We start from the raw sequence: 16,562 nt of genomic DNA on the forward strand, positions 1-16,562 counted from the left end.
TCATGGCGCGCAAGAAGGGCCGGGACATCAACGGCTGGCTGATCGTGGACAAGCCCGCGGGCGTCAATTCGACCGCCGTCGTGGCCAAGGTGCGTTGGGCGCTGGACGCCAAGAAGGCCGGTCATGCCGGCACGCTGGACCCCGACGCGACCGGCGTCCTGGCCGTCGCCCTGGGCGAGGCCACCAAGACCGTGCCGATCGTCACCGACGCGCTGAAATGCTATGACTTCGTGGTGAACTGGGGGTCCGAGACGACCACCGACGACGCGTCCGGCAGCGTGGTCCGCACCAGCGACGACCGCCCCACCGCAGCGCAGGTCGAGGCGGCGCTGGCGGGCTTTACCGGTGACATCATGCAGGTCCCGCCCGCCTTTTCCGCCGTCATGGTCGAGGGCGAGCGCGCCTATGACCTGGCCCGCGAGGGGGTCGAGATGGAGCTGGCCGCGCGCCCGCTGTGGGTCGACAGCCTGACCCTGCTGGAGGCCGAGGCCGACACCGCCCGCCTTGAGATGGTCTGCGGCAAGGGCGGCTATGTCCGCTCGATCGCGCGCGACCTGGGCCGGGCCTTGGGCTGTCTGGGCCATGTCGCGCATCTGCGCCGCACCTGGTCCGGCCCCTTCGAGGCCAGCGCCGGGGTGGCCTTCGACCGCGTCGACCGTGACGCGCAGGACTGGCTGGAGACGCAGATCCTGCCGTTGGAGACGGGCCTGGCCGACCTGCCCATGCTGCGCGCCACGACCGAAGGCGGCATCCGCATCCGCAACGGCAATCCCGGAGAGGTGACCGGCGGCGCCGAATGGGGCGAGCTGGTCTGGGTCCAGGACGCCAGGGGGCCGGTCTGCATCGGCCGCTATCAGGGCGGCATGGTTCAGCCCGACCGGGTGTTCAACCTGTGATGCCACCGGGGCGGTGGGCGCCCAGAAATGGCCCCTCGCCCGCCGCGTCGATGCGGGCGATGGCGTCGCGGATCGGCTCGAACGTGACGCACATGGTCCAGGCGGTGGCGTGGATCATCAGATCCGCCGACACGGCCATCGCCACGTGGCCCGGCCAGAACAGCAGATCGCCCCGCGCGATCGTGTCGGTCTGCGCGAACGTCGCGCGCTGCAGGTCGCTGTCGCCGGGGCAGGCGATGTCGCAGGCGGTCAGTGCGGCCTGCACCAGCCCAGAACAATCGATCCCCGCCCGGCTGTTCCCCCCCCACAGATAGGGCGTGCCCAGCAGGCTTTCCGCGACCGGAACCGGGTCGTCGGCCGGGCCGTCGGCCAGATGCTGGACCGGGACATGGCCGCCGGTCGCCAGCGTGGCAAAGCGGCCCTGGACCTGGGTGACCGACACCCGCGCGCCTAGGGACAGCGAAAACCGCTCGGGCCGCTTCATGTCGGGTTCCAGATAGACATGGGTGGCCGGCGCGGTGACGCGGTGGGTGATGGGCGGCAGGCTGCCGCTCAGCGCGGTGTCGGCGATCCAGCCGCAATAGCCGTCCAGCGCCGCGCGCACGAAGCTCATCCCCGCCTCGCGGTCGATCACCGTCACGTCGGCCCCGAAGTTCAGCTGCCGGTCGCGGCGGCCTTCGGGGGCGTCCAGCAGGTCGACCACTGGAATGATCACCCGTGCGGGCTGTCCCGGCACGAAGGACGGCCGGTCCAGGACGCCGCGCAGGCTGTCCAGGGCCACGCGGTCGGTGGCGGGCGTCAGACGGCGGTCCATCAGCGCGCCAAAATCTGCGGCAGCGCGGCAAGGATCGCGCGCGCGCCCTGCCCGACGCCGCCCTTGGGGCGGCCCGGCGCGGCGGTGGGCTGCCAGCCATAGATGTCGAAATGCGCATAGCGTCCCGCGCCCTCGGCAAAGCGGCGCAGGAACAGGGCGGCGGTGATCGACCCGGCCATTCCGCCCGCGGGGGCGTTGTCCAGATCAGCGATGCCGGGTTCGATCAGCGATTCATACGCGTCCCAGAAGGGCATCCGCCAGACCGGGTCGCCGACCTGCATCCCGGCGGCCTGGATCGCGGTCGCGGTCGCGTCGTCGTCGCAGTAAAGCGGCGGCAGGTCGGGACCAAGCGCCACCCGCGCCGCCCCCGTCAGCGTCGCCAGAGAGATTATCAGGTCGGGGCTTTCCTCGGCCGCATAGGTCAGCGCGTCGGCCAGCACCAGGCGACCCTCGGCGTCGGTGTTGTTCACCTCGACCGACAGCCCCTTGCGGCTGGCCAGCACGTCGCCGGGGCGGAAGGCGTTGCCCGCGACGCTGTTCTCGACCGCCGGGATCAGCACCCGCAGGCACAGGCCCGATGCGGCGCCGCTGCGCGCCAGCATCTTGAGCAGGCCAAGCGCGGTCGCGGCCCCGCCCATGTCCTTCTTCATCAGCCCCATCGAGGCGCCGGGTTTCAGGTTCAGCCCGCCGGTGTCAAAGCACACGCCCTTGCCGACGATGGTCAGCATCGGTCCCGCATCGCCAAGGCGGATGTCGATAAGCCGCGGCTCGCAGGCGGCGGCGCGGCCGACCGCGTGGATCAGGGGAAAGTTCTGCTTCAGCAGCTGGCCGCCGCAGATCACCTCGACCCGCGCGCCCAGATCGTTGGCAAGACCGCGCGCGGCGGCCTCCAGCTTGTCGGGGCCCAGATCGCTGGCAGGGGTGTTGATCAGGTCGCGGGTCAGGAATTCGCCCGCGGCGATGGCCAGCAGGCGGTCGGCGTCCACGCCTTCCGGGCAGACCAGCCGCGGCCCCTGGACCGGCGCGCCCTTGTAGCGGGTGAACCGGTACTGGCCCAGCAGCCAGCCAAGCGCCAGCTGATCGGGGTCCAGACCCTGCGGGATGCCGGCCAGATGCCAGTCGCCCTTGGGCAGGGCATGGGCGCGGGCCAGGTGGAACCGGTCGCGGCCGGCCTGCGCCCGCTCGCCCAGACCCATGATCGCGCCGCGCAGCCCGCCCGACGCATCGGGCAGCAGGCACAGCTGTCCCGCCTTGGCCGCGAACCCGCAGGCCTGGGGCCAGTCGCCCGCGTCCTGGGGCAGGGGGTCGCCGGTCCAGACCAGCCACAGCGGCAGGGTGGCATCAGAGGCGGGCGCAAATTCGGGGGTCATGGGCAGGTCCTTGGCAGTTCGGCGCACAGCCTACAGCACCGCGCCCCGACTGCAACCTCAGGCCAGGGCCGTCCGGTCCCAGATCGCCGTCAGCGACCGGTTGCCCACCCGCAGCAGGCGCGCGCGGATCGCGGCCAGCGCCGGCACGTCGCCGCGTTCGGCGGTGCTGCCCAGGTCCATCGCGACGCCCGCCAGCGACAGCAGGCCGATCTGCCAGGCCAGGCGCGACATGCGTTCGGCATGCGCCGCCGCCTGTGCCAGGTCCGCGTCGTCCAGCGCACCGTCCACCGCCGTCAGCGCCGCCGCCAGCTGTTCCAGCGCCAGGCCGATGACATGCTGGGCCGATGTCTCGCCCAGCTCGGCCACGATTTCCGCGACGCGGCGGCTGTCCACGCGGACCGCCTCTGATATGGCCAAAGCCGAAATTTGTGCCATCCGCACCTCCAGGGGATCTGTCCCCGCACGCGCCGACCATGCGGGGCAAGCAGTGAAGAAAGCCTTGAGGCGGGATCAAGAAAAGGCTCGAATTTGTCTCAATCCCGGCCTATCACCCCTGTCAGAAAGCGAGGTGCCAGATGAACGACCTGTCTCCGTTGCCGCAATATCTGGTCAAGCGTTTCCACGGCTGGAAGGCGACGTCCTATGCCGAGAACGCGGCCTGGTTCCGCCGGCTGGCGACCGAAGGGCAGCGCCCGCGCGCGATGGTCATCTCCTGCTGCGACAGCCGCGTGCACGTGACCAGCATCTTCGGCGCCGATTCGGGCGAGTTCTTCATTCACCGCAACATTGCCAACCTGGTGCCGGCCTATGCGCCCGACGGGTTGCAGCACGGCACCTCGGCGGCGGTCGAATACGCCGTCACGGCGCTGAAGGTCGCGCATCTGATCGTGGTGGGCCACACCAATTGCGGCGGCGTCAAGGGATGCCACGCGATGTGTTCGGGCGCCGCGCCCGAGCTGGAGGATAAGACCAGCTTCGTCGGTCGCTGGATGGACATCCTGCGCCCCGGCTATGACCGCGTGAAGGACCTGCCCGAAGCCGAACAGGTCAACGCGCTGGAGCGCGAGGCCGTGCTGGTGTCGCTGGAGAACCTGATGACCTTCCCCTTCGTCCGCGCGGCGGTCGAGTCCGGGGAAATGTCGCTGCACGGTCTGCTGCACGACATCAGCGAAGGCACGCTTTTGCAGGCCGATGACGGCGGCAGGCGGTGGGTGTCGATCTGACACCCGCCCGCCCGGCGCGTCTTCAGGCGTCGGGCCGCCAGCGGATGACCCGCCAGACATACAGCGCGACAAAGCCCAGAACGATCGCCGTGGACAGCGGATCGATCAGGTGGCTGACGGCCTCATAGCCGTTTTCAAGGACATAGCCGGCGATGGCCAGCCCGCCCGTCCAGATGAAGCTGCCGATGGCGGTGAACAGCAGGAACCGCCCCACCGGCATCTGCGCCAGCCCCGCGGGGACCGAGATCAGCGTGCGGATCGTGGGCAGGAAGCGGCCGAAGAAGACCGCAGCCCCGCCATGCCGGGCGAACCAGCCCTCGGCCGAGGTCAGCTCGTTGGGCGTCAGCGTCAGCCAGCGGCCATAGCGGACCACGACGCGGCGCATCCGCGCCGGGCCGTAGGCCACCCCGATCACGTACCAGAACCACGCGCCCAGGGTCGATCCGACCCCGCCCGCCAGGATCGCCAGCCACAGAGGCGTGCCGCCGCGGGCGGCGTTGAACCCCGCCAGCGGCATGATCAGTTCCGACGGAATCGGCGGAAAGATGTTTTCCAGCAGCATCAGGGCAAAGATTGCCCAGGCCCCCCCGCTTTCCAGCAGGCCGGTGATCCATTCGAACAAGGATCAGCCCTTCTTCAGGATGCGGTTGCCCAGCAGTTCGGCGATCTGCACCGCGTTCAGCGCCGCACCCTTGCGCAGGTTGTCGCTGACGCACCACAGGTTCAGGCCGTTCTCGACCGTGCCGTCCTGGCGGATGCGGCTGACATAGGTGGCGTATTCCCCCACGCATTCGACGGGGGTGATGTAGCCGCCGGGCTCGCGCTTGTCGATCACCATGACGCCGGGCGCCTCGCGCAGGATGTCGCGGGCCTCGTCCTCGTCCAGGAAATCCTCGAACTCGATGTTGATCGATTCCGAATGGCCGACGAAGACGGGGACGCGGACGCAGGTCGCGGTGACCTTGATCGACTTGTCCATGATCTTCTTGGTCTCGGCGACCATCTTCCATTCTTCCTTGGTCGCGCCGTCTTCCATGAAGACGTCGATCTGCGGGATCACGTTAAAGGCGATCTGCTTCTGGAACTTCTTGGGTTCCTTTTCCTGACCCGGCACGTACATGCCCTTGGTCTGGTCCCACAGCTCGTCCATGCCCTCCTTGCCCGCGCCGCTGACCGACTGGTAGGTCGAGACGACGACGCGCTTGATGCGGGCGCGGTCATGCAGGGGCTTGAGCGCCACGACCATCTGCGCGGTCGAGCAGTTGGGGTTCGCGATGATGTTCTTTTTCGCATAGCCCTGGATCGCGTCGGGGTTCACCTCGGGCACGATCAGCGGCACGTCGGCGTCGTAGCGATAGAGCGAGGAGTTGTCGATCACCACGCAGCCGGCGGCCGCGGCCTTGGGGGCGTGGATCTTGGTCGCATCCGATCCGATGGCAAACAGCGCGATGTCCCAGCCGGTCCAGTCGAACTGCTCGATGTCCTTGATCTTCAAAGTCTTGTCGCCAAAGCTGACCTCGGTGCCCTGGCTGCGGCGGGACGCCAGCACGGCGATCTCGTCCACGGGGAACTGGCGTTCGTCCAGGATGTTCAGCATTTCGCGGCCCACATTGCCCGTGGCGCCGGCGACGACGACTTTGTAACCCATTTCGGGGGAGCTCCTTTTTCTGCGGTCGGGGGCATTTACCGCAAACGGCCGCGCAACGCCAGCGCGCGTTGCAGGTCCGCACCCGGCCGCGGGGTTCCGGCAACAGGTCGGGCGGCCCCGGCGACTGCCGCGAAACGCCGCAGGGACGGCTTGTGCGCGCCCGGCTGACCGGACGCGCACAAGCGGTTTTCAGAACCGCAGGCCCAGGCCCGCGCCGACGGTCGCCTGCGATCCGGCGTCATGGCCGATGCGGCTGTCCAGCGTCACCCAGGCATCGGCCTGGTCGGACAGGGCCGTCTGGGCCGACAGGCCGATGCGGGCAAAGTTGCGGTCCTGTCCATCCAGCGTCACGCGGCGGTCGTTGCCGGTGCTGTCGGTCACACGGATGCGCGAGGGCGCGCCCTCGGCCAGGTCGTGGACCAGCGTGCCTTGCGCCGACAGCGTCACGTCGCGCCCGGCCACGGCCAGATCGGTGCCGACGCGACCGCCCAGCTGGACCTCCAGGCTTTCGATGGCCTGGCCTGCATAGGTGACCGCGCGGCGGTCGCCCGACCCTTCCGAAAAGCCGCCGATCCGGGTGCGGCTGTAATCCAGCCCCACGACCGGACCATAGGTCACGCCCGATGCCAGCGCATAGTCGCGCCCGGCCTGGACCCGCGCGCCCAGGGTATAGGCGTTGGTCGACCAGTCGAAATCCCGTTCGACGATGGTCGCGCCCAGGCCCGAGCGCAGCACGAAGTCGCGCGTGCCCTCAAGGTCCGACTTGCCCCAGCTGACCGCGCCGATCACCCAGTCGTCGTTCATCTCATAGGCCGCGTCCAGCGACAGCTGATAGCCGGTCGATTCCAGGTCGTCGCCGCTGCGCAGGTCGTCGCCGGTGCGTGCATAGGCCAGCTGGCCGCCCAAAGACAGGCCGGGGGCCACCTGGTACGACGCGCCCGCCCGCGCCATCAGCGCAGCCCCGCCGTCGCGCCCGAAGGTCGCGCTGCTGTCCGGCGTGGCCAGGCCCTGCACCGCGATCGAGGGCGTGATCTGGCCAAAGGGCGCATCCGCGCCCAGGCGGTCACGCGTCGCGCGCAGCGACAGGGCGGCCAGGTCAGCCTGCTGTCGGGTGGCCAGATCGGCGATCTGGGCCGCCGACAGGGCCGCGTCCTGGGACGACGCCACCAGGTCGGCGCCCGTCTCCTCGACCAGCAGGCGGGTCAGGATGCGGGCATAGTCGCGCATGCGCTGTTCGAACCGTTCAGGGCCCAAGGCCGCCAGCAGGAACGCCCAGTTGTCCTCGGTCGGGTCATGCCAGGTCGAACCGCCGGGGATCAGCGGACTGTCGGTCTGGGTATAGCCGTCCAGATCGCCCAGGTCCCAGTTCGTCGCCTCCAGCCACAGGATCGGGATGCCGTAGCCTTCGAACACGGCGGCGTCGGAACAGCAGCCGGTGTTGATCGGATAGTCCGGGTTCCGTCCGGGGTTGCTGCGCAGGTCGATGCCAAGCTCGTCCGCGATGGCGTGCGCGCGGGTCCACAGCGAAAGCAGTGCCGGGTTCTCCAGGTATTCGGTCCCGGCATGGGCATACATGAAGTCGCCTGTGATCAGGCTGTCGATGTTGATCATCCCGGCCATGTCGTCGCGGCGGCCGCCCAGGGTGTCGACGTAATGGGCCGCCCCCTGCAGGCCGACCTCCTCGGCGCCGAAGGCCACGAACTCCAGGCCGACATCGGTGGACAGCCCGGTCATGTGCGCCGCCAGTTCGGTCAGCACCCCCGCGCCCGAGGCATTGTCGTCGACCCCCTGCAGGTCGGGCGATGTTCCGGCGCTGTCGAAATGCGCCCCCACCACGATGAAGCGGTCGCTGGCGCCGGGCATCGACACGACCAGGTTTTGCGACGGGCCCAGCGTGGCGCCAGACCGGCTGGTGGCGGTGAAGTCCTGACGCACGACCGCGTTGCTGCCGAAGGACAGGCGGTCGCGCATGTATTGGGCCGCATTGAAGAAGGTCGTACCGCTGTCCGGCGCGCCCGTGAAGCGGCCCGGATAATTCAGCGCCAAATCGCGCATCGTATCATAGCCATAGGCGCCGAAATCTTGCGCCAATACCGGGGTGGCGCAGATCAGCGCCGTGGAGGCCAAGGCGGCCTTGATGGTTCTCATGGGGTTTCCCTGCCTGCTTTTTGGTGTCCCCCGCGCGGGGGAAGCGCACAGGATTGCACAGCGCGCAGCGCGTGCAAGGCCGCCTCAGCGGATCAGCGTCAGACGGTGGTCCTGGCGCAACAGGTCGGCGACCCAGGCGCCCTCGGCCGCGAAATCATGCGGCACCTGCGCGGCATTGCGCCGTCCCGACAGCGACAGGCTGGCGAAGAAGTCGAAACCATAGAGCGTCAGCGATGCCAGATCGCTGCGCAGGCACAGATCGATCAGCATCGCGCCCGTCGTGGGGGGCACACCCAGCCGCCCGGCCAGCATGTCGATATCCGCCAAGGGGTGCAGGTAGAAGCCGGGGCTGGACGCGCTGTCCCAGTCCAGCCGCTTGCGTTTGGGCGACATCCACAGGATGCGGCCGGGGTCCAGGCGCGCACGGTCCGCGTCCGGCAGGCGCGTGGCCAGTCCCAGCCAGTCGGTGCGCGTACCGTGGCTGGCAGGGCTGGGCATCGGCGCGCGGTTGATGCGGACGACCCTGTCGGCGGCATCGATCCGTGCCCCGTGGGCCTGATCGGCCAGCGCGCGGGCATTGCCGATCAGCGCGACATGGCGGCCCGACAGGTCGGCCAGCAACGCGGATTGCGGGACCGACAGCGCGGCCAGAGGCGCGTCGCGGCGCATCAGGCGCGCCGTGGCAAAGGCCAACCGGTTCACAGCAGCGACCGATAGACGTCGACGATGGCCCGCGCCTCGCCCTCAATGGCGTGGTTCGCGGTGACATGGGCGCGGGCGGCCTGACCCGCCGCGGCGCGGCCTGCGTCGTCGTCCAGCCAGCGGGCCAGCGCCGCGGTCAGGGCGGGGGCGTCGTCTTTCGGGACCAGGCTGCCGGTCTGGCCGTCGCGGATCAGCGCCTCGTAGGCGCCGACGCGGGCGGCGACGGTGGGGACGGCGCAGGCGGCGGCCTCCAGCGGCGTCAGGCCGAAGCCCTCCCAGCGGGCAGGGGCGGCAAAGAGATCCAGCGCCTGGTAATGCGCGATCACCTGGTCCCACGGCAGTTCGCCCAGGAAGCGGATGCGACCGTCCAGCCCGGCCGCCTTGATGCGCGCCTGCAGGTCATCGGCGAAGGTCCGGTTGTCGGGGGTGATGCGGCCGGTGAAGATGATCTGCACCCGCGGGCGCGAGGGCAGCAGTTCCAGCCCCGCCTGCACCAGCAGATCGACGCCCTTCTGCGCACGGATGCGGCCGAAGCAGCCGATCAGCACAGCGTCCGGGTCCATGCCCAGCCGCGCGCGCAAAGCCGCACGGTCCGGGGCGGGGTGGAACACGTCCGTGTCGACCCCGTGCAGGATCACGGTCGCGGGGCGTTCCAGATAGCTGGCCGCCTGGGGCGAGGTCGCGATCAGTGCGTCCTGTTGCCGGATCAGCCAGCGGGTGAAGCCGGTGTGCCTGCGCTGGGCGGCGGACGTGAACAGCAGGCGGTACCGGCGCCGCAGCAGGCGACGCAGGATCAGCCCCAGCGCCATCTCGGTGTTGCGGCGCGCGTGCCACACCCGCCATCGGTCGCGGGGCAGGGTGGCCGCGCGCACCAGGGGAATGTGCGGGACATCCACGGGCAGGCCGGGGCCGGTCGCGCGGATGTCGATCATCCGCGCCTGGACCGGGATCAGCCGCACCACCGTCGCCGTCACCCCGGACAGGCGACGTTTCAGGTTCGGTGCGACGATCAGCGGGTCAGTCATGGGCGGCGGCCTCGGGCGTCAGGAAATACAGCAGGAACCCGATCGCCAGCGGGATCAGGAAGAACAGCCACAGCATAGCGAAGGCCTGCGCGGGCGCATAGGCACCCTGTGCCGCGGCATAGACCGGGCGCGACGCGAACTGCATCACCCCGACCCCACCGATGGAGATCATGTTGAGGAATGTCATCCCGCGACCCACCAGATGTGGTGGCAGGAACGATCGCCCGTGCGCCATCAGCAAAGGATAGGCCGACCCGAAGAACCCCAGCACGACCAGCAACGCGGTCACCGCGGGCAGGGGCAGGGCGGGGGCCTGCCACATCACCGCCAGCGTGATGATCATCACCGCGGAAAACAGCATCGTCGCACGGCGCGCGCTGCCGGCCAAGCGCGCGGCGGGCCCGACGGCAAAGCTGCCCGCGACCATGGCCAGGCCCATCGCCAGCGTGACGCGGCCGATCTGGGTCGCGTCGGCACCATGCACCTGCTCCAGCCAGGGGGCGGCCCACAATCCGCGGATCGCCGCCGTCACCGCATAGTTCACGCCGAACAGCGGCACGATGAACCACAGCGCGCGCAGGCGCAGAATCTGACCGATCGAGCCCTGCGGATGCCCCGCGCCCAGCCGCGCCGGGTCGCGCACCGCCGCCAGGACCAGCGCGGCCACCATCAGCGTCGCGGCCGCAAGACCCCACAGGGTCTGGCGCCAGCCCGCGGCCTCGATCACCCAGACCAGGGGCGAGGCGCCCAGGATGTTGCCCAGCGATCCGAACCCCACCAGCACCCCGGCCAGCATCCCGAAGGACGCGGGCGGGTATTCGCGCGCGAAGATGAAATACGGCCCCATCAGCGCCGGAGAGCAACCGATGCCCAATGCGGTCATCGCCAGATGCAGGTGCCACGGCGCGTCTGCCATCGCAAAGATCACCGCGCCTCCGGCCCCACCCACCGCCATCAGCCACGCCACCGTGCGGCGCGGTCCGAACCGGTCCAGCGCCGCCCCCACCGGCAGCTGCATCAGCGCGAAGGCGATGAACCACAGCCCCGATGACAGGGCCAGATCGCCGGGGCCGGCGCCGACCTGATCCTGCAGCACCGGGGCCAGCACGGCCAGAAAGGCCCGATAGAATTGCGACAGCATATAGGCCAGCACCAGGCTGACCAATCCGGCCTTGAGCATGAATTCGTTCCTCCGTTCCCCGGCGCCAAGCTGGGCCAAGGACGCGGAAGCTGCAAGATGTGCAAATCACGCCGGGGGCGGCGGGGCGTTATTCGGCGGGGGCGGCTTCCGGGTCGGGGGCCGTGTCGCTGGTGCCCGCGGCGGCGGCCTTGGCGGCGGCGGCCTCGGCCAGGCCCGGCGTCACGGGCTGGGTGCTGCCGCCCATCCCCTCCAGCCGGGCGATCAGCTCGGGGACCTGCGGGCCAAGGCGATCGCAGGCATCCGCCTCCTCGACCACGGCAAAGGCCGGGCGGACATAGTCGCGGTCATAGCTGACCGGGTCCAGCCCCAGCCGTTCGGTCAGCGCATCCGTGGTGCCGGCCATCAGCTGAAATTCCGGGCCGCTGACATCGTGTTCGGGGCATTCCGCGGTGATCACGGTCATCTGCGCGACGTCGTGCGCCAGCGCCTGCGCCTCGTCGTCGGACAGCCCCGACACGTCCGGCAGCGGTACCACGACCCGGTCGCCCGGCACCCCGTCCGAGGTCTGCGCCAGGGCGGGTTGCGTCAGCGCCGCCGCGGCGGCGATCATCAGGACAGTCCAGCGGGTCATCGCATTCCTCATTCACAGGGCTGGTCGGGCGACAGGGTCGACCAGCAGCCCCCCGGGCGCAAGGCAAACTGTCGTGAGCGCCCGTTCCCCGCCGCGCTTGACCCTAGGGCGGGCGGCGTCTAACCCGAAGCCGCAGCCTGCGCTGTCGCGGCTGGCACCTGAAGGAGGGATCATGTCCGACCGCTATTCGCTTCTCATCCTGCCCGGCGACGGGATCGGCCCCGAAGTCATGGCCGAGGTGGTCAAGGTCATCGACTGGTTCCAGGCGAACCGCGGCATGGCCTTCGACGTGACCCATGACCTGGTGGGCGGCGCGGCCTATGACGTGCATGGCGTGCCCCTGGCGGATGCGACGATGGCCAAGGCCCAGGCGGTGGATGCGGTCCTGCTGGGTGCGGTCGGCGGCCCGAAATACGACGTTCTTGATTTCAGCGTGAAACCCGAACGCGGCCTTTTGCGCCTGCGCAAGGAGATGGACCTGTTTGCCAACCTGCGTCCGGCGCAATGCTTTGACGCGCTGGCCGACTTCAGCAGCCTGAAGCGCGAAGTGGTGGCCGGCCTGGACATCCTGATCGTGCGCGAGCTGACCTCGGGCGTCTATTTCGGCGAACCGCGCGGCATCCATTCCGACGACAACAATCCCGACAACGAGGGTGGCCGCGTCGGCATCAACACCCAGCGTTACACCAGCGGAGAGATCCGCCGCGTCGCCCGGTCCGCCTTCGAGCTGGCCCGCGCCCGCGGCAACAAGGTCTGTTCGATGGAAAAGGCCAACGTGATGGAATCGGGCATCCTTTGGCGCGAGGAGGTCCAGTGGGTGCATGACAACGAATACCCGGACGTGGCCCTGTCGCACATGTATGCCGACAACGGCGCGATGCAGCTGGTGCGCGCGCCGCGCCAGTTCGACGTGATCGTGACCGACAACCTGTTCGGCGACCTGCTGTCGGACGCGGCGGCGATGCTGACCGGCTCGCTGGGCATGCTGCCCTCCGCGTCGCTGGGCGCGGTGATGGCGAACGGCCGGCCCAAGGCGCTGTACGAACCGGTCCACGGATCGGCACCCGACATCGCGGGGCAGGGCAAGGCCAACCCGATCGCCTGCATCCTCTCCTTCGCCATGGCCCTGCGCTATTCCTTCGGCGAGGGTGCCGCGGCCGACGCGCTGGAGGCCGCGGTCGAGCGTGTGCTGGCCGACGGCCTGCGCACCGCCGACCTGATGGGGCCCGACGGCGGCACCCCGATCAGCACGGCGCAGATGGGCGATGCCATCGTCGCCGCGCTGGAGGCCTGATTGGCCCTGACCGCCAATGTCAGGGGCGCGCTGCTGCAGCTTGCGGCGATGGGCCTCTATGCCACGCATGACGTGGTGATCAAGTCGCTGGGTGCCATCTATCCGGCGATGCAGATCCTGTTCTTCGCATCGCTGCTGTCGTTCCCGCTGGTCAGCATCGTGCTGATGCGCGACCCCCAGCCCGGCACGCTGCGCCCGGCCAATCCGGGCTGGGTGATCCTGCGCACGTTGTGCGCCGTGGTGGCGGGGATGGCGGGGTTCTTCGCCTTCTCGACCCTGCCGCTGACGCAGGTCTATGCGATCCTGTTCACGACGCCCCTGCTGATCACCATCCTGTCGATCCCGCTTCTGGGCGAGAGGGTCGGCTGGCACCGCTGGGCCGCTGTCATCGTCGGCCTGACCGGCGTGCTGATCGTGCTGCGCCCGGGCGGGCAGGAGATCCAGCTGGGCCACATCGCCGCGATGGCCGGCGCCACGGCCAGCGCGTTGGCCGCGGTGATCATCCGCCGCCTTGGCCGGGCCGAACGCCCGATGGTGCTGATGATGTGGCCGATGCTGGGCAACTTCTTCGCGACCGGCGCGGCGCTTTCGGTCAGCTATCAGCCGATGGAGCTGGTGCATCTGGCGATGACCGGCATCATCGCCGGGCTGGGCCTGATGGGCGGGTTCCTGGTCATCATGGCCTATCGCACCGGAGAGGCCGCGATCGTGGCGCCCATGCAGTATTCGCAGATCCTGTGGGCGACCGGCTATGGCTGGTTCCTGTTCGGAGAGGGCGTCGACCCCGCCACCCTGCTGGGCGCGGGGGTGATCATCGCCTCGGGCATCTACATCGTCTGGCGCGAAGGCCGCGGCGTCAGCGCCAATCGCCCCGCCACCAGCGCCCGCCTGCGCGCCGAGACGGTGACGGCGCCGAAATCGACGATCCTGCAAAGATTGTGGGCGCCCCGTGGCTGATGGGGGCTTGCATTCTCCGGATCGTCGCGCTACCTGCCCGTCCTACGGTCGGAGCGTAGCGCAGCCTGGTAGCGCACCTGCTTCGGGAGCAGGGGGTCGGAGGTTCGAATCCTCTCGCTCCGACCATTTCCCCGATTGTGGATTGCCACTGAAGTCTTCCTGAAGTGGCCACTATTCTTCCTTTACGGCAGCAAGGCTGACGTAATCCTCGAGGATTCTTCGCTCGCTCCTTGCAGCGAAATTTTTGTTTGGGGCAGCCGTCCGCTTATCCTCCCCGCGTCAATCTCGGGGCCAGGAACATGGGAAGAAGCGATCAGGCACCTCCGAATCCTATAGCAGATCGAGCGAGGCCGCGGGAAATGCGCATCGCAGCTTTGCAGGAAAGGGCAAGTCAGCGCGACAGCGAGCAAACGCTTACATCGGCCGAACTGAAGGCGCTCATAGATGACCAATGGAGCGACGGTGAGGACAACGATCGCTAAACCAGTCCGCAGATCAGGTCATCAGCGGGCAATTTCGGCCCGAATCCGGACATTCATCAAGCCGGACACAGCTGCAGTGCAACTTCGTCGAGCTGGTCGTCAATGGCATCGTGTAGCACGAGCTGGCATGTCGTTTGCAGTTAGCCGGAGTTTTTCGTGGATCGCAGCAGGCACCGCATGGGCCGCGCAGAGAAGATGTCTGCGATACATCTCGTCTGGTAACGGAATCGTTTAATTTCAAAGTAGATGCGGAAATATACCGCTACATGCGGCATACGGCCTCACAGGGGGAATCAAGCCTCTGTGTCTCGAAGCATCTTGATGGACGAGATGTCCATAGGTAGATTCCGCGAAAGTCATAAACACGCCAAGGTGGAGTTTCTGTGTGATTACTATCGGGATCAGGGCAACGCCGAAGGTGATCTATTACGCCATCGTAGATACACAAGATTCATCAATTGTTACGATTGATGAGATCGTAATACCACTTGCTTTCGAAACCCATGATGCCCTGAAGTACGTGCGGAGCAACGTTCTGGATATTCTTAGGGAATACAAGGTAGAGCAGGCTGGCGTTCGAACTACGGAACCAAGCTCACAACAGAAGAACATTGATCGAATTCAGATTGAAGGAGTCATAATCGAGGCCTTCGCGAGCAGTGGGCTGAAAAAATATTACTACGGGCAAATATCCACCATTGCAGCCCGCATTGGTAAGAACAGGGACGAAATATTACCGATGGTTGACGGTACAGCCGAAGTGGATATTCAGAACTGGGCTGATATCAGTAAAGAAAAACGAGAAGCTATCCTTTGCGCAATGGGAGCGGAAAAGTGCTAAAACCCCACAATCGCGCAGAGATTGAGTTCCACCGAATCCGAGAGATCGGTCAGGACGGTAGAAACTCGACCGCACATATCGTGCACGACGTCCAAATGGACGCTCAAATTGTAATGAAATGTATAAGCAAGGGAAAATTAAGGTCAGCCGCGGAGTACTTCAATGAGGCAAAATCACTATACGCCACCTCACATCAGAACGTAGTTCCTATAATCTACGCGTGTGAGGACGCGGACAATATCTATATCGCGCTCCCGTATTATAGCGTTGGCTCTCTGAAGTCGCTTCTTAATGATAGGCACCTTACCGTAAGAGAGATTGTTAGGCTCGGCTGCCAACTCCTTTCTGGCCTCCATAACATTCACTCTAAAGGCTTGATCCATTTCGATATCAAACCAGACAATGTTCTACTTTCTGATCGGGGAGAAGCTCTGCTGTCAGACTTCGGATTAGCGAAGCAAATGTATTTTGGGCAGGCTGAGCCCGATCAGCTTTACATGCTCATCGCCGCACCCGAAGCGACGGTGGGTCCGCCATATGATCTCCGGTTTGACATCTACCAAGTCGGCCTAACGCTCTACCGGATGTGCTGCGGCCAAGGTGCCCTACGGGAGCAGTTCGACAACTTCCGCGACGCTGCCGGGGCACTGGACCGCCGAGAGTTTGCTGAGTCGCTGCGCGCCGGAACATTCCCGGATCGCTCTATCTTCGCAGAACATATCCCTGATAGACTAAAGCGGGCAATCGTGCGATGCTTACAACCAGATCCTCAAAATCGGTATTCCTCTGCGCTTGAGTTGGCAAATGAGCTTGCGAAAGTCGATAGCTGCTTTGACTGGCAGTTTGAACAAGATGCCGATCGGAAGACTTGGCGCCGCCATGAGGGAGACACAGAGAAGTGTTTCAGCGTGATGGTAGATGGCTCAACAGAGTTTATATCTTTGAGGAACGGCAGGTCGCGGCGCAAGAATGAGCATTGTCTGGCCACAATGACAACGGCCCAAGTCAAACGGGTCCTGAGGAATGAAGGATGAAAACCCTCTCGAACAACCCAGCAAACTACAAAAGACGAGAAGTAAAGGCTCCTAAAAGCGCTCCACGAGGCCTTCGAGAGAGAAAAGAGGGCTTAGAGCGCTTTCTCAACGCTCCAGTATCCCTTGATTTTTACGTCGACTTTCGTGAAGTGAAAAATGACAAGAAATAGGATGCTCTACATATCCGCCTAGCAGCTGAGATTTTGATGTATCTCGCAGCCAGATCAATTCGCGATAAGTGCGCAGAGGCCAGAACGTTTTCTGGCAGCGGTGAGGATATACGATACAGCCTGTCGGGTGAGCGGCTGCTGCCAATCGGAGATTAATAGCCAGGAGTGTATCGACCCGGTGAAGAT

17 protein-coding genes and 1 tRNA gene are annotated in these 16,562 nt (G+C 66.6%); 7 read left to right on the forward strand and 11 right to left on the reverse strand.

Features of this window, described 5'->3' with window-relative positions; translation table 11 throughout:
• Positions 1–2: 2 nt before the first annotated feature.
• Entirely contained in the window at positions 3–896 is an 894-nt protein-coding gene (gene truB / locus TW83_RS06460; RefSeq protein ID WP_045981951.1) for a tRNA pseudouridine(55) synthase TruB, read from the forward strand.
• Here truB and TW83_RS06465 read toward each other — a convergent pair.
• The 3 genes from TW83_RS06465 to TW83_RS06475 are packed head-to-tail and all read right to left on the reverse strand — an operon-like array spanning position 886 to position 3,515.
• Positions 886–1,710: an NlpC/P60 family protein gene (locus TW83_RS06465; protein ID WP_045981952.1), complete on the reverse strand. Its 825-nt coding sequence runs from the start codon at positions 1,708–1,710 to the stop codon at positions 886–888. The two genes, truB and TW83_RS06465, sit on opposite strands and share 11 nt — an antisense overlap.
• Positions 1,710–3,080: a leucyl aminopeptidase family protein gene (locus TW83_RS06470; RefSeq protein ID WP_045981953.1), complete on the reverse strand. Its 1,371-nt coding sequence runs from the start codon at positions 3,078–3,080 to the stop codon at positions 1,710–1,712. The genes TW83_RS06465 and TW83_RS06470 overlap by 1 nt, the downstream gene beginning before the upstream one ends.
• Before the next feature lie 57 nt (positions 3,081–3,137).
• Positions 3,138–3,515: a hypothetical protein gene (locus tag TW83_RS06475; protein WP_045981954.1), complete on the reverse strand. Its 378-nt coding sequence runs from the start codon at positions 3,513–3,515 to the stop codon at positions 3,138–3,140.
• 140 nt (positions 3,516–3,655) lie between these two features.
• Here TW83_RS06475 and TW83_RS06480 point away from each other — a divergent pair, with 140 nt between their 5' ends.
• A complete protein-coding gene (locus TW83_RS06480) occupies positions 3,656–4,303 on the forward strand; it encodes a carbonic anhydrase (protein ID WP_045981955.1) in 648 nt (215 codons plus the stop codon).
• A gap of 22 nt (positions 4,304–4,325) precedes the next feature.
• Here the strand turns inward: TW83_RS06480 and TW83_RS06485 are convergent, their stop codons facing one another.
• From TW83_RS06485 to TW83_RS06515, 7 genes are all read right to left on the reverse strand, one after another.
• On the reverse strand, positions 4,326–4,925 hold the full coding sequence (locus tag TW83_RS06485) for a DedA family protein (protein WP_045981956.1): 600 nt from the start codon (positions 4,923–4,925) through the stop codon (positions 4,326–4,328).
• Between the two features lie 3 nt (positions 4,926–4,928).
• Positions 4,929–5,951: an aspartate-semialdehyde dehydrogenase gene (locus TW83_RS06490; RefSeq protein ID WP_045981957.1), complete on the reverse strand. Its 1,023-nt coding sequence runs from the start codon at positions 5,949–5,951 to the stop codon at positions 4,929–4,931.
• 189 nt (positions 5,952–6,140) lie between these two features.
• Entirely contained in the window at positions 6,141–8,099 is a 1,959-nt protein-coding gene (locus TW83_RS06495; protein ID WP_045981958.1) for a M28 family peptidase, read from the reverse strand.
• 84 nt (positions 8,100–8,183) lie between these two features.
• Positions 8,184–8,801 carry a glycosyltransferase family 29 protein gene (locus TW83_RS06500; protein WP_045981959.1) on the reverse strand — a complete coding sequence of 206 codons (618 nt, stop codon included), beginning with the start codon at positions 8,799–8,801 and terminating at the stop codon, positions 8,184–8,186.
• Complete coding sequence (locus TW83_RS06505) at positions 8,798–9,826, reverse strand: glycosyltransferase family 4 protein (protein ID WP_045981960.1); 1,029 nt, start codon at positions 9,824–9,826, stop codon at positions 8,798–8,800. Before TW83_RS06505 ends, TW83_RS06500 begins: the two co-directional genes overlap by 4 nt.
• Positions 9,819–11,006: an MFS transporter gene (locus TW83_RS06510; RefSeq protein WP_045981961.1), complete on the reverse strand. Its 1,188-nt coding sequence runs from the start codon at positions 11,004–11,006 to the stop codon at positions 9,819–9,821. The genes TW83_RS06505 and TW83_RS06510 overlap by 8 nt, the downstream gene beginning before the upstream one ends.
• 88 nt (positions 11,007–11,094) lie before the next feature.
• On the reverse strand, positions 11,095–11,598 hold the full coding sequence (locus TW83_RS06515; RefSeq protein ID WP_052714679.1) for a hypothetical protein: 504 nt from the start codon (positions 11,596–11,598) through the stop codon (positions 11,095–11,097).
• A 172-nt stretch (positions 11,599–11,770) separates the two neighbouring features.
• Between TW83_RS06515 and leuB the strand changes: the two genes are divergently transcribed.
• From leuB to TW83_RS06540, 5 genes are all read left to right on the forward strand, one after another.
• Complete coding sequence (gene leuB, locus TW83_RS06520; protein ID WP_045981962.1) at positions 11,771–12,892, forward strand: 3-isopropylmalate dehydrogenase; 1,122 nt, start codon at positions 11,771–11,773, stop codon at positions 12,890–12,892.
• 6 nt (positions 12,893–12,898) lie between these two features.
• A complete protein-coding gene (locus TW83_RS06525) occupies positions 12,899–13,849 on the forward strand; it encodes a DMT family transporter (protein WP_084697306.1) in 951 nt (316 codons plus the stop codon).
• Between the two features lie 49 nt (positions 13,850–13,898).
• A tRNA-Pro gene (locus TW83_RS06530) sits at positions 13,899–13,975 on the forward strand.
• A 774-nt stretch (positions 13,976–14,749) separates the two neighbouring features.
• Positions 14,750–15,172, forward strand: coding sequence for a hypothetical protein (locus tag TW83_RS06535; protein WP_204245725.1), 423 nt, complete (start codon positions 14,750–14,752; stop codon positions 15,170–15,172).
• A complete protein-coding gene (locus tag TW83_RS06540) occupies positions 15,166–16,206 on the forward strand; it encodes a serine/threonine-protein kinase (RefSeq protein ID WP_045981964.1) in 1,041 nt (346 codons plus the stop codon). The genes TW83_RS06535 and TW83_RS06540 overlap by 7 nt, the downstream gene beginning before the upstream one ends.
• Positions 16,207–16,311: 105 nt before the next feature.
• On the opposite strand, the gene TW83_RS21795 is transcribed toward TW83_RS06540, so the two are convergent.
• A partial coding sequence (locus TW83_RS21795; protein ID WP_204245726.1) for a hypothetical protein occupies positions 16,312–16,562 on the reverse strand: 251 nt, incomplete at its 5' end.

This window comes from Paracoccus sp. S4493 (genome assembly GCF_000967735.1).
Lineage (GTDB): Bacteria > Pseudomonadota > Alphaproteobacteria > Rhodobacterales > Rhodobacteraceae > Paracoccus > Paracoccus marcusii.